A 12564-nucleotide genomic window follows, 5' to 3' on the forward strand; every position below is an offset into this window, starting at 1 on the left:
TATATTTTAATATTTACTTTTCTAAAGATAACATAATTTCAAATACAATACTTACAAAAAAGGTGATTTTTATAACATTTTTTTTTAAGTTTTTTCAAAACCCGGTTTTCGATAATAAAATTTAATCAAAAGAGTTTTTTACATCTGCACTATCCTGCCGAAATCCTTAAGATATTTATCAGGATCAGAAGCTGCATATTCATTTTCTGGTTCTGGAATAACATGAATTTTAGAATCACTTACCGACACTACTGCCGAGCAGACATACATTCCTATTTTTCCTTCACTATATCTAAAGTCGAGTAAAGTCAGCTTTACAATATCGTTGATAGAAAGTTCATAATAATTTCCGTAGCGGATGATTTTAAAATAAATCTGCCTGTCATCCTGTATTCCAAATTGATTGGTTTGAATATTTTCAAAAATAAAATTATTCTTTACGTCCTTATCGTTAAATCCCCAGGCCCTAAACTGCACAAAACCATTTACAAAATCAATAGAAATATAATAGGCCGTTCCTTCCTTATCGCATTCAATTACAAATCCGGTTTTTCCTAATCCTTCTACAGCCAGGGTTCCTTCCCATACAAAATCATTTGAAGGTTTTTCAAAACAATAAATTTCGTAACCGCTTCTACAGCCCAATACCCATTTATTTTCGTTTTCTATCACAAAATCTGCCGTAGGATTTCCCAGAATTGGCAATGGCTGAGGAAGGTCTTTTTGAAAAATAGTTTTTTGATACAAACGTTCCCAATAATAATAACTCTTTAATAAAAGCCTTCCGCTGTGATCGATATCCAGTTCTTTTGGCGGCGGAATCACGCGGTGAGTGTTGACATTTCCGTCGGCAAAATAAAAATTATAGACCAAAAAATGATTTCCGTCTTTTACAATGCGCGCCGCATAATTACCCTGCGGTAGCAAAACATTATTATGAAAAGCACAATATTCACCTTTAAATTCCGGTGCTGACCAATAACGGACTTTTATATCTTCACGAATAGAACCTAAAAGATAATGTGTTCCTTTTATTTCTACAACGCAAGGACACTCTACATCATCATAAACATACGGAATATGCAAAGGTTTTTGCAGGACAAAACCTTCCTTTTCTCTTTTTGCAACCCCTATGCAGCCTCTTCTGTATGTTGGCCCCGAAGCACTTCGGGCACAAATCAACAAATAATCTTCTCCCTCGTATTGGTATTTAAACGGATCTCTAAAACTTATCCACTCACGGGGATTGTTGGAATTACTTTCATAATGAGGCGCCTCGCTTTTAAAAGGCATTCCATATTTATTTTCTTTTGTCCAATGAATTAAATCCTCAGATACCGCGCGTCCTACTTTTTGCTCAATTCCTTTGTCCTGACGCTTAAGGCCAGTATAATACATTTCGTAACCTTCTCCTTCCGATATTTTGCTCACATGCATAGTCCACAGCATATCATCATCCCACTCGCCGGGTTCACCGACCCAGAGCGCGTTTTTTACCCTTTTCCACGAAAGTCCGTCTTTTGATATTGCGTGCGCAATGTAATCATGATTGGGAATTATTAAATGAAATAAATGGTGAATTCCATTTTCATCAATAAAAATATCAACGTCTCCTATTTCCCAGTTGCTAAATCCTGAACTTGAATACATCCTAATATTATTTTATGATTTTATAATGTTTTAATCCTTCCAAAATACCCGACGAAGCCGAACTTTGGGCTACATAAATACTTTTTGTCGTTTCATATTTGGCTAATTCCAAACTTCGGTTTCCGACAATAATTCCTTTTACCGGGCCTCTGAACATATCAATGTCATTTCCCGAATCTCCTGCCGCTACTACATTAAACAAAGGAATTGCCCATTTACGGCATAGAAATTTAATCGCATTTCCTTTGGAGGCTCTTTTTGGGATAAAATCCAGATAAAGCCCGTGACTCGGAATAATGTTTATTTTGTACCATCCTGTGCCTAATGCTTCTATAAGCTCTTCATGATTGTAATGTTCTTTTTCATAGTAATAAGAAATTTTAAAGGGATTTTGTGCTTCTTCTTCCTGCAGTCTGATCCATTTTATTGCTTTCAGTCGATTTACGACATCCTCTCTTTTCCATCGGCCTGCCAGAAATTTAGCCCAGCCTTTGTCTAAAATATAATCGGTTCCGTTGGTATAATAAATCTCGGTACCAACAGAGCATATAATAAAATCAGGCAATGGAAATTTTTCTTCGTCTATAATCTTTTTCACCAGCCTTAGATTTCGGCCCGAAGCCATCGCAAAAGCCATTTTTTCGGTACGGTTTGTCAAATGTGATTTTAATTCTTCCAGCCCCGGATTATTTAATTTTGGTTCAATAAGCGTTCCGTCAATATCTGAAACCAGCAAATGATCTATTTCTCTTTTTAAGCGGTCAACATTGATATTGGCATAATTTTGCTTTTTTATTCCGGCACCAGACGAGACCGATAAGTTTTCGTTTACCGCTTCTATATATTGATTTACATGGCTCAGCCAGCTGTAATGTTTCTGAATATTGATTGCTCCGTTATTAGAATAATATTTCCACTGATTTTCATCTGTCAGGATATTCAATAAGGCTTTTTTAATCTGATTTTCATCCTGCGGATCCACCAGTTCTCCGTTCTGGCAAGTCGGAATAATTTCTGATGGTCCGCCATTTTTAGTAACAACAACCGGAAGTCCCGAACTTGCAGATTCTATAACAGTAAGCCCGAAATTTTCATGCAAAGCAAGATTGACAAATACGCCTCGTTTTTCGGCAGCATAGCGGTAAATAATCGAAACTTCGTTTTCGACATCATGCTTTTTCGGAATTGCCATTTTTCCGTACAAATCATATTTGTCCATAAGTAATAATAAATCGGTCAGGACATTTTTTTCAGATTCAGGCATCTTCTGGATATCTTTTCTAATACCGGCAAAAATGACCAGATTGGCTATACTTTGCAATTCCTTGTCTTTGCCGTAAACCTCAATTAGTGTGTTTAGGTTTTTATGGCGATCAGGCCTTGAAAGTGCCAGGATAAAAGGTTTGTGCGGATTGGTCAGGAATTTAGAAATGGTTTCAGATACCCAGTATTTTCTTTGGGTTTCCTCCATATGCTTATCACTATCGGGTTCATTGTAGTAATAAGGAGCAAATTTTCTGGTATCAATACCCGGAGAAATCGCATGATATTTTGCTAGTTCAAAGTTTTTATACACTTTGTAGGTTTCGATTTCCTGTTCTGTAGAAGTCACAATAAATTCAGAAAGTTCTAATGTTTTTTCTTCAGCAGCAATTCTGGCTTCAAACTTGAACTTTTTTTCAAGCTCTTCTTCTGTTTGTCCGCTTTCGAGTAATTTTTTCTTTTTATAAACACCGAGCGAATGTCCGGTGTGAGCAAAAGGGATATTTAATATCGAGGACAGCTCTGCCGCCACATATCCTGCATCTGCATAATGCGAGTGAATCCAGTCGGGATAAATATTATGCAATTTGATGTGCTGCATGACACCATCAACAAAAGTATCCAGACCTTCCCATAACTGTTCTTTGGCTTTGTATTTTTTTCCCAGAAAAGGAATTCTTCTTATGTCTAATTTATCATTTATAACTTCTACCGGAACTGCATATTCCGGAGAAAGGGCAGGATCGTCAATCAATCTTGTAAATAAATGAACGTGTTCTACATCTTTGTGTTGTGATAAAAATTCTGCAAGCTCGTAAACATATTTGGTTTGGCCTCCGTTATCGGCATCCCGGCCTATTTCCAGACCTGAACCTTTTAAAAGGCCGTGTATATTAATTAGTGAAATTCGTAATTTTTTCATTTTTAATTTTGTTTGTAATTATAAATCATACTCCTATACCCCATTTTGAGTTCTTTATTTTTCGCATGATTTTTTTTTGGATTTGCGCCTTGGCGAAGTACCAACGGCACAGGTAAAATTTATGGTTTTATACTATTGAAACCTTTAAAATTTAAAACAGCACAACTGTGTTCTTTCCTAAATATACGATAATTCGTTTTTATATCTGTTCTAATTTCTCTGAAAGACTATTTTATTTGATGAAAACAGTTAAGAAATTACCCCATAATCTGCATGATTTTTTTTAATAAAAGTACAGTCAGGAGTAATCTTTTTTCTTATATGATTTTCCGCTGATGTTATATGATTAATCAGCATATTAATTTTAAAATAGATTCGGATAAAGAAGGAAAGAATGCGCTAAAAAATAGAAATTGTAAATGCGTTTGATCTTTTCAGAAAACACATTTACAATTTAATTTAAAAATAAGCTATTTTTGACTAGCTACTTATTTAGTTTTCTTCTGATTAGTACTCTGTGTATTAGTGCTTAAACTATCATTTTTAGCTTTACTGTAATTGGTATAGGTTGCACCGTCTTTTGGACTTTCTCCAGGGCCACTGCCCTTACCGCTTGTGCTTGAGCCAGAACTTTGTGAATTGGTATTATCATTGGCAGTAGTTCCTGTGCTGCCTTCTCCACTGCTATTTGTGCCAGAACCTTGTGGATTGTTTTTGGTAGTTGTTGTAGGAGATTCATTTGTACCCGGTCCAACACTTCTTACACCAGCATCATTGTCTGATGGAGTCTTCATACTATCAGAAGGATTAACAGCTGTATTTAGTTCATCACTGTAACCGTCCTGATTATTTTTACATGAAAATAAAATTCCTGTTGTTATAATCATCATTATAATTTTCAAACTAATTAGAGATTTCATAGCAATATATTTTAATTATTTATTCAGTATTCTCAAATATAAAACTACATGTAGTATATTTTTTACATCATTTTGATTGATTATTATAGAATTTTCTGGAACTGAAATGCTAAATAAAATCAGAAACTGGCAATCCTATAATATTAAAAACTAAAAATGTAAACCACTTATTTAGTTGATTATTAGCTTTGAATGAAGGGTTTACGCTTTTTAATTACTATGGCTAATTTTTAAATAAAATGCTTTATGAATAATCTAAATAATGAATTAAATAGTGGAGCAATTACATCCGGGGATAATGTTTCTTTCTGGATCGACTCTACTTCGATTTTAGCTTGTGATAAACCAGATCGAAACATAGAAACGGAAGTCTTAATAATAGGCGCCGGAATTGCGGGTTTGTCTACAGCTTACAATCTTCTTAAAAAAGGAAAAAAAGTCGTTGTTGTAGAAGATGGCTTTATTGGAAGCGGTGAAACAGGAAGAACAACTGCACACCTCGCCAGCGCGCTTGATGACCGATATTATTACATTGAAAATATTTTGGGAGAAAATGCAGCAAAACTTGCTGCAGAAAGCCACTCGGCAGCAATTGACGAAATTGAAAAAAATGTTACGGAATTAAATATTGATTGCTCTTTTAAAAGGGTAAATGGTTATTTATTCCTGCATCCGACAGATAAAGAAGAAAATTTAGATAAGGAGTATAATGCTACTTTAAAAGCCGGATTAAAAACGAATCTCCTCAATAGCACTCCGGTTATTGCCGGCGGCGAAAGTATGCGATGCCTTGAATTTGCCAATCAGGCACAATTTCATATTCTTCGCTATATGAAGGGACTTGCAGATGCAATTGTAGCTTTGGGGGGTACCATTTATACCGAAGCTCACGCAGAAAACATTTCAAAAAAAGGCGCTACGGTAAACGGGTTCGATTTTTCAGCACAGCATATTGTCGTGGCTACCAATACTCCAATAAATGACGTAGTTACCATGCATACCAAACAGCATGCTTACAGAACCTATGTGATTGCAGGTAAAGTTGCAAAAGGTTCAATACCTTATTCACTTTGGTGGGATAGCGGTGATGTGGAATCTAAATGGGTTTCTCAGCCTTATCATTATGTTCGTCTTGAAAATTTTGATGATAAATACGACCTACTGATTGCTGGTGGTGAGGATCATAAAACCGGCCAGTCTGACGAAGAAGGGATTTCTGAATTCAACAGATATGACAGACTCGAAATATGGACCAGAAAATATTTTCCGCAACTGGATGAAATCACATACAAATGGTCTGGACAGGTTATGGAACCCGTAGATTCTCTTGGTTTTATGGGTAAAAATCCAGGCGATGACAATATTTATATCATTACTGGAGATTCAGGAAACGGAATGACCCATACCACTATTGGCGCCATGATTATCAGTGATATGATAACGGGTGTTAAAAATAAATGGGAAGAAATATACAGTCCGTCACGAATTACTCTGAATGCAACTGGTGATTTTTTAAAGGAAGCCGGAAATATGGCTTCTCAATATTTGGACTGGATATCGGTTCAGGATTTACAAAATACTGCAGATTTGCCTGCAGGCGAAGGCGGTATACTTTCTTCCGGGCTTAGAAAAATTGCTGTCTATCGCGATTACGACAATTCATTAAGCGCATTTTCTGCTGTCTGTCCGCATTTGGGATGCCTTGTCAAATGGAATTCAGATGAAAAATCTTTTGACTGTCCTTGTCATGGTTCGCGATTCGCTGTGGACGGAACTGTTATCAATGGGCCTGCCAAATCAGATTTAGGAAAAATTCATATTAAATAAGTAAAAAATGAAAGCAGTTATTCTCTTAGCAACCCTCAAAAATAAGGGATGCTCCAATACCGAGACTCTTACCGAATTTCTTGGCACTTATCTCACACAACAAAATATTGATTTTGAGATTATTAAACTTGCCAATCATCATATAGTTCCCGGATCTTATACACATATGGATGTTAAAGACGACTGGCCGCAAATTTATGAAAAAATCCTTGCTGCCAAAATTATATTATTTGCAACGCCAATCTGGTGGAACAGTCATTCGTCTGAACTGCAACGATGTATAGAACGGCTTGATGAAGTTTACGATATTATTTTGTCCGGAAAAGATTCGCCTTTGGACGGAAAAATAGGCGGTGTGATTGTGACCGGGGATTCTGATGGAGTTGAACATATTACAGGAAATATTGCTAACTTTTTCTGTTCGGTTGGCGTAACCGTTCCGCCTTATACCTCGCTGGGTGTTATCTGGGAGGGGCATGCCAAAGATTCTAAGAAGACAAAATCACAACTATTAAGTTACTACAAACGTACTTATGCAGAAGATGCACAGGCAATGGCAGAATCTTTGCTAAAAGCGGCTAAATAATATCCTGAAATTAAGCAAATCAATAAACGGTTTATGAACGCAAATGCTATTTTGAGAGACCTGTCAAACAGGAGTTTTCCTCTTCCCAAAAGAAGCTGGAAATATTACCAACAATGGAATAATACTGTTTTTTTGCATTGGATTGTTCCGGCAGAAAAAATTCAGGAATTGCTTCCGCCGGGACTTGAACTTGATACGTTTGAAGGTAATGCCTGGATTTCTCTCGTTGCATTTGACGTCAACAAAATGAGGCTTAAATACCTGCCTCCATTTCCTTTTGTTTCGAATTTTACCGAAATCAATGTGCGCACGTATGTCACAAAAGACGGAATCAGTGGTATATATCTATTTTCGATTGAAACAGATAAATTTATTGAAGTTCTCCTGACAAGAAGTTTTATCGGGATTCCGTATGTGAAATCCGAAATCAAAAAATCTAACGGAAAATTATCGTCGGCAAACAAGGCTCATGATTATTATCTGGATCTGACTTACCAGCGTATTGGCATTTCTAATGCAAAAACAGAACTAGATTACTGGCTTACAGAGCGTCATTGTTTATATAATTATCAAAAAGAAAGATTCTACCGTCATAATATTCATCATAAAGAGTGGAATCTGGAAGAAGCTGATATTTCGGTCTGGGATATTAATTACAATTTTAATACAATATCGCTGAATATAAATCCGGACAAAATTCATTATTCCAATAAACTTGATGTTCTTTTATGGGGGAGGGAAATTGCTTAACGCCCAAAATAAATTACTCGAATTCGTTTTTAATCAGAACAAAAGGATCTGCATTATTATAAATCGATTTTAATGGCAGTTCTTTTATAAAGATTTGTTTCTTTTTTGAATTTATTGTTCCGTTTAAAGCCCTGCTCAGTAAAGTTTCTTCTGGATTTCCCATTGGAAAAATTTCCATTTCCTGAAGTTCATTCAGTTGAACAGAAGGATTTATTCCCAAAGTATAATCGCCTTCGTTATTGGCGTTAAATAACTTATAAATAATCGGGTATAATATCCATCCGGGCTGATCTGGAGTTCTGTCATCCTTAATTTCAAAACCGGCAGCGTCCTTGCCTACTGTTTTTTCTCCTATAGAAATCACATTCATAAAGGGCTTAAGGTTATTGAGGATAATTTCTGAAGCCGATGCGGTATGGCTTCCGCATAAAACATATACTTCCTGAATGGGCGGATGAACTGCTCTTAACTGCTCAAAACTAACCTGCAATTCGTTCATTTCTAAAGCTTCTGCAAAAGTTTTATGAACCAACCCACCGTTTTTATTTCCTTTAAATACAATAAACAAATCACCTGATTTAATGTTTGGAGCAAGAATTGTACTCAAAGCAGCTGCTGAAGAGACATCACCTCCTCCATTGTACCTTAAATCAATCACAATTTTGGTTACAGACTGATTTTTGAATTCATTAAAAATCTGCAAAAAAATACCTGCCAGTCCTATATCAAAATGCGGAATTTCTATATATCCGACTTTCTCACCATTTTGATTGATAACATGATATTTTACAGGCTGTGAAAAAGTAAATCCGCGGTTTATTTCTATTTGCTTGGCTGTAGAAAAACCTGATACAGAGGAGTATTCCTGTACTTCGAGTACTGTCTTGTCCGTAGAAGCCAAATCAGCATGTAAATTCTCATAGTTTTGATTATTTACCAAAACTCCATTTATGGATTTTATAAACTGACCTCTCTTTAAACCAGAACGTTCTGCAGGAGAATCATTCAGTACATATAAAATAACGGCATAAGCCTTATTTTCAAATTCAATAAAAGAAACATCAAATCCGTAATTGTTTCTAATGCTTTTAGGTGAAGTTTCTGGTAATAATATATTTAGCGCATAAGAAAAACGATCATCTTTATGCAGTAACTGATCAAAATATATTTTTGGGTTTAAGGCTAAATCTGTATTTTCAGGGATCGTTTCGTTCCACAAATAATATTTTTTCATTTGTTCGTACATCCAGTTATTCACATATTGATTGGTTCCTTTGTCGTACTCAACCGGACTATCATCATTTTGGCAGGAAACAAAAAATGTGAAAACAATAAGTAAACAACTTTTTATAGTAAAATGATATTTATTTGTGAATTCAAACATTAAAAATAAATTATACTGATTTGAAAAACTTTAAAAAGAAAAGTAATCTGCTAAATTTAGAAAACCTTCTACACGGGCAAAACTATTATCTGCATTTGCTGTTTCTTCTAAAACAACCAAACCTGATTTGTTTTTTTGCATCACGGTGCGGAAAGCAATTCTTTTGCCGGGAACATAAGATTCGTTTGTTCCGTGTTTTACCAGTTCTATCTCAATAATGGGAGGCAGACTGAACGTAAACTCTACAAATGAACCTGCATTATTTTTATTAATATTTTCAGAAACGCCCACAATCTCTCCGTTTATCTTTCTTATTATTGCATCAACCGGGCCATTATAACCTGTTTTAGAATATTGGTTAATTCCCGGAAAAATAAATCGGTATCCCGTTAAACCTGCTGCGCTCAAGGTGCCGGGTTTATTAGCGACAGACATAAAATCTGAAACTAATAGATTTTCTTTCACGTAAAAAGAAAGGGTATCTACCGCATTTTGGCTGGTAAAGTTTTGAGAATACAAAAGCTTATTCGTTTTTTTATTGGTAATATTAACTGTTTTAATTTCATTATCATAAAATACAAACTCATAATCTTTTTCTACTTTCTTCATAAAAGCATCCTGCTTTTTATCGGCTGTCACTATTTTATTATTTACCGATATTTGTATGGAATCCTGCAATGCGTTGTAGCCTCTTATCACTATTTTGCCTGCTTTTTGTTCCTGATAAAATGGTAGTAATTCGTCGTTGGCACACGAGGTAAGTAAAAAAGTGGCGATAAAAAAAAGAATTACTACTTTGACTAAATTATCCATGAGTTGTACTTGTATATTATTTTAATGATTTGTTTTAATAGAATCTGATTGTTTATTCTTTGTTATTCTTTTATGAATTTTAATTTCTGAACTGTTGTTCCTTCTTCAATAACCATAAAATAAATTCCTTTTGACAGGTTACCAACCGAAACACCCGCTTCATCGTATTTTGATTGCTGAACTAAACTGCCGGTTGTGTTGTATATTTTTAATTTTGTTTCTTCTTTATCAAAAGTATCAGACAGGTGTAACTGCAAATAATCCTTTACAGGATTTTGTTTTAGGAGCGTTCCTCCATTTGCTTCTACGTCTTCTAAGCCTAATTTTTGAGCCGTAACCCACATTTTATCTATTTCATAACCTATGGAAAAACTTGGTGGGGTCAGTAAGGCAATGTAAACCTGCGCAAGTCCCACGTAAGGAGAAATATCTACTACATAATCGTTAAATTCAACATCGAGCATTGTCCCTCTCGTAACATTTACATTTTTTACCAGAGTAAAAGAACCCGGAGCTGTGTCTGTTGTAGAAACATATACATATAAATCTTCTGTTTGTGCCCCATAGATTGCTTTCTGAACTGTCAGGTTTAACTCCATACTGCCTGCATAGTAAGATAAATCTATTGCCGGAGCAACTGCCCAATTTTTTTGTGGACCCGGAAGATTTTGCCCATATTCTAATTCTATACTATAATCTCCAAGTATTTTATAAGTACCGCCAACAATGGCACCATTCTCGTCTATCTGGATATTATTGCGTGCCCTCCAGCCATTACCATCCCCGTCCTCATCGATAAAACTCCAGTCTGATGCATCTGAATCATCAAAATAATCTTCCCAAATGGTGAATTGCGCCGAGGCAGCTCCATATATAAATACAAAAAGTAATACAAGTAATTTTTTTTTCATTTTTTAATGTTTAAAAAGAGACTGTCTGAAGAGTGAGAACAGTAGTATACCCAATTGCTACATGATGAGCAAATACCAACTGAAATATACTGACCTATTCTACTCTCAAAAAAAAACATAAACACACTCTTCAGACAGTCCCAAAATATTATTTAATTTTTATGCTAATTAAAAACCTGTGAACTTAGTCCAAGTGTTTGTCCAGTTAGCTTCTGTAGCAAATGCACCTGTTGCACCTGTGAAATTTAATGTACCATTATTAAAGAATGGTTGTGTTAAACTCCATGGAGTTGCAGGATTAGCAGTAGATGTAGGTGTACCAATTGCAAAAGTACCAGTAGGTAATACAACGTTTGTAAACCCGTGAACTGAGATACTGCTCCATAGAGAATTTGCAGGAACTGAAGGAGTTTCCCATCTGATACCTGTAACATATCCTGTAACAGTAGCGTTGCTAAGGTTGATTTCTCCTAATCTGCGTACGTGTATTGCATTTTCATAAAGTGCTCCGTCTGTAGCAGAAGCTACACCAATGATTGACAATTGAGAAATTGTAGGTCTTGTAATAGGCGTATTAGCAGATCCTGTTGCGTTGTTATCTAACTCAATACCATTAGAATCTGGGCTTCCACCGCTTGCACTGTGAGTAGAGTTTTTATCAGCAATAGAAATTGCTTTTGTAATAGTACCTCTGTACCCTAAATCAAAATCGAAGTTATCATCATCTGATGCAAAAGAAACTAAATGGCTTGCATTTACTGTTCCTCCAAAAAATTCGAATGAATCATCTCTTCCGTAAGATACCTGTACGTGAGCGATAGTTGTTCCACTACCAACTCCACCTAAAGTTAAACCATTGATTTCTACACCTGTTAAAGCATTTAAGATACGTCCTGCATACTCGATACGAACATAGTTTAAAGCACCACCGTTGTGAGCATTATTTGTTCCTCCATAGTAAAAATCAGATACATTTGGCTGATCTCCCAAACCTTCGATAACGTTTGTAAATACACCAGTATTAGTTACGGCGTCTCCTAATATAACAACTCCACCAAAATCTCCAGGTGCAGCAACTGTAGTAGCATTTCCGTCTAATAATTTGTAACTAGTAAAGATAACTGGTCTGCTTAGAGTACCCTGAGCATCGATTTGACCTGTTTTTGTAACTACCAAAACTCCCGCTGCAACACCTGCTGCTAATGGTTTAGCTTTGATATAAGTACCTGGCTGTATTGTTAATTTAGCTCCGATTACACGAACAACTCCATCGATTTCCCAAACTCTGTCGTTTGTCCATGTAGTGTTTGTAGTAATGTTTCCGCTTACAGTTTGTACTGTTGCTGGGTAACCTGAGTAATCTGCGCTGGCAGATTTCATTGAGAACGACGAGTCAGTAGCTGCGTCATCGTTTTGACATGAGTTGAAGAACATAGTTGCAATTGCTAACAAAAAAACTTTTTTCATGATTACTAATTTTGATTACCTTTGCTGCTGATTTTACATCTGAGGTCGGTGGGGAGAGCAGCAAATTTTCT

The 12564-nt window shown here is 35.8% G+C and carries 10 protein-coding genes; 3 read left to right on the top strand and 7 right to left on the bottom strand.

Annotated features, from left to right (window positions below):
* Window positions 1–138: 138 nt before the first annotated feature.
* The 3 genes from JOD96_RS04845 to JOD96_RS04855 all read right to left on the bottom strand — a co-directional run bounded on the left by JOD96_RS04845 (window position 139) and on the right by JOD96_RS04855 (window position 4755).
* A complete protein-coding gene (locus JOD96_RS04845) occupies window positions 139–1650 on the bottom strand; it encodes a glycosyl hydrolase family 32 (RefSeq protein ID WP_209563142.1) in 1512 nt (503 codons plus the stop codon).
* Between the two features lie 7 nt (window positions 1651–1657).
* Window positions 1658–3835 (bottom strand): HAD-IIB family hydrolase, encoded by a 2178-nt coding sequence (locus tag JOD96_RS04850; RefSeq protein WP_209563143.1) that lies wholly within the window; start codon window positions 3833–3835, stop codon window positions 1658–1660.
* Between the two features lie 488 nt (window positions 3836–4323).
* Window positions 4324–4755: a hypothetical protein gene (locus JOD96_RS04855; protein WP_209563144.1), complete on the bottom strand. Its 432-nt coding sequence runs from the start codon at window positions 4753–4755 to the stop codon at window positions 4324–4326.
* Window positions 4756–5001: 246 nt separating this feature from the next.
* On the opposite strand from JOD96_RS04855, the gene JOD96_RS04860 reads away from it, so the two are divergent.
* The 3 genes from JOD96_RS04860 to JOD96_RS04870 are packed head-to-tail and all read left to right on the top strand — an operon-like array spanning window position 5002 to window position 7918.
* A complete protein-coding gene (locus JOD96_RS04860; RefSeq protein ID WP_209563145.1) occupies window positions 5002–6582 on the top strand; it encodes an FAD-dependent oxidoreductase in 1581 nt (526 codons plus the stop codon).
* 7 nt (window positions 6583–6589) lie between these two features.
* Complete coding sequence (locus JOD96_RS04865; RefSeq protein WP_209563146.1) at window positions 6590–7168, top strand: flavodoxin family protein; 579 nt, start codon at window positions 6590–6592, stop codon at window positions 7166–7168.
* A gap of 33 nt (window positions 7169–7201) precedes the next feature.
* Window positions 7202–7918 (top strand): YqjF family protein, encoded by a 717-nt coding sequence (locus JOD96_RS04870; RefSeq protein ID WP_209563147.1) that lies wholly within the window; start codon window positions 7202–7204, stop codon window positions 7916–7918.
* 13 nt (window positions 7919–7931) lie between these two features.
* On the opposite strand, the gene JOD96_RS04875 is transcribed toward JOD96_RS04870, so the two are convergent.
* The 4 genes from JOD96_RS04875 to JOD96_RS04890 form a co-directional block, all read right to left on the bottom strand.
* The gene (locus JOD96_RS04875) at window positions 7932–9302 is read right to left on the bottom strand and encodes a S41 family peptidase (RefSeq protein ID WP_209563148.1); all 1371 of its coding nucleotides are present in this window, start codon (window positions 9300–9302) and stop codon (window positions 7932–7934) included.
* A gap of 30 nt (window positions 9303–9332) precedes the next feature.
* Complete coding sequence (locus JOD96_RS04880; RefSeq protein ID WP_209563149.1) at window positions 9333–10115, bottom strand: hypothetical protein; 783 nt, start codon at window positions 10113–10115, stop codon at window positions 9333–9335.
* A 62-nt stretch (window positions 10116–10177) separates the two neighbouring features.
* Window positions 10178–11026 carry a T9SS type A sorting domain-containing protein gene (locus JOD96_RS04885; RefSeq protein WP_209563150.1) on the bottom strand — a complete coding sequence of 283 codons (849 nt, stop codon included), beginning with the start codon at window positions 11024–11026 and terminating at the stop codon, window positions 10178–10180.
* A gap of 168 nt (window positions 11027–11194) precedes the next feature.
* Complete coding sequence (locus JOD96_RS04890) at window positions 11195–12493, bottom strand: hypothetical protein (RefSeq protein WP_209563151.1); 1299 nt, start codon at window positions 12491–12493, stop codon at window positions 11195–11197.
* Between the last annotated feature and the right edge of the window lie 71 nt (window positions 12494–12564).

Origin of the sequence: Flavobacterium sp. 1355 (assembly GCF_017833415.1) — a bacterium.
In the GTDB taxonomy this organism is placed as follows: domain Bacteria; phylum Bacteroidota; class Bacteroidia; order Flavobacteriales; family Flavobacteriaceae; genus Flavobacterium.

Bases quoted from the DNA above. Each gene is read 5' to 3' on its own strand.
- JOD96_RS04870 (WP_209563147.1), top strand. From the start codon at position 7,202: ATGAACGCAAATGCTATTTTGAGAGACCTGTCAAACAGGAGTTTTCCT.
- JOD96_RS04850 (WP_209563143.1), bottom strand. From the start codon at position 3,835: ATGAAAAAATTACGAATTTCACTAATTAATATACACGGCCTTTTAAAA.
- JOD96_RS04890 (WP_209563151.1), bottom strand. From the start codon at position 12,493: ATGAAAAAAGTTTTTTTGTTAGCAATTGCAACTATGTTCTTCAACTCA.
- JOD96_RS04860 (WP_209563145.1), top strand. From the start codon at position 5,002: ATGAATAATCTAAATAATGAATTAAATAGTGGAGCAATTACATCCGGG.
- JOD96_RS04880 (WP_209563149.1), bottom strand. From the start codon at position 10,115: ATGGATAATTTAGTCAAAGTAGTAATTCTTTTTTTTATCGCCACTTTT.
- JOD96_RS04855 (WP_209563144.1), bottom strand. From the start codon at position 4,755: ATGAAATCTCTAATTAGTTTGAAAATTATAATGATGATTATAACAACA.
- JOD96_RS04845 (WP_209563142.1), bottom strand. From the start codon at position 1,650: ATGTATTCAAGTTCAGGATTTAGCAACTGGGAAATAGGAGACGTTGAT.
- JOD96_RS04885 (WP_209563150.1), bottom strand. From the start codon at position 11,026: ATGAAAAAAAAATTACTTGTATTACTTTTTGTATTTATATATGGAGCT.
- JOD96_RS04865 (WP_209563146.1), top strand. From the start codon at position 6,590: ATGAAAGCAGTTATTCTCTTAGCAACCCTCAAAAATAAGGGATGCTCC.
- JOD96_RS04875 (WP_209563148.1), bottom strand. From the start codon at position 9,302: ATGTTTGAATTCACAAATAAATATCATTTTACTATAAAAAGTTGTTTA.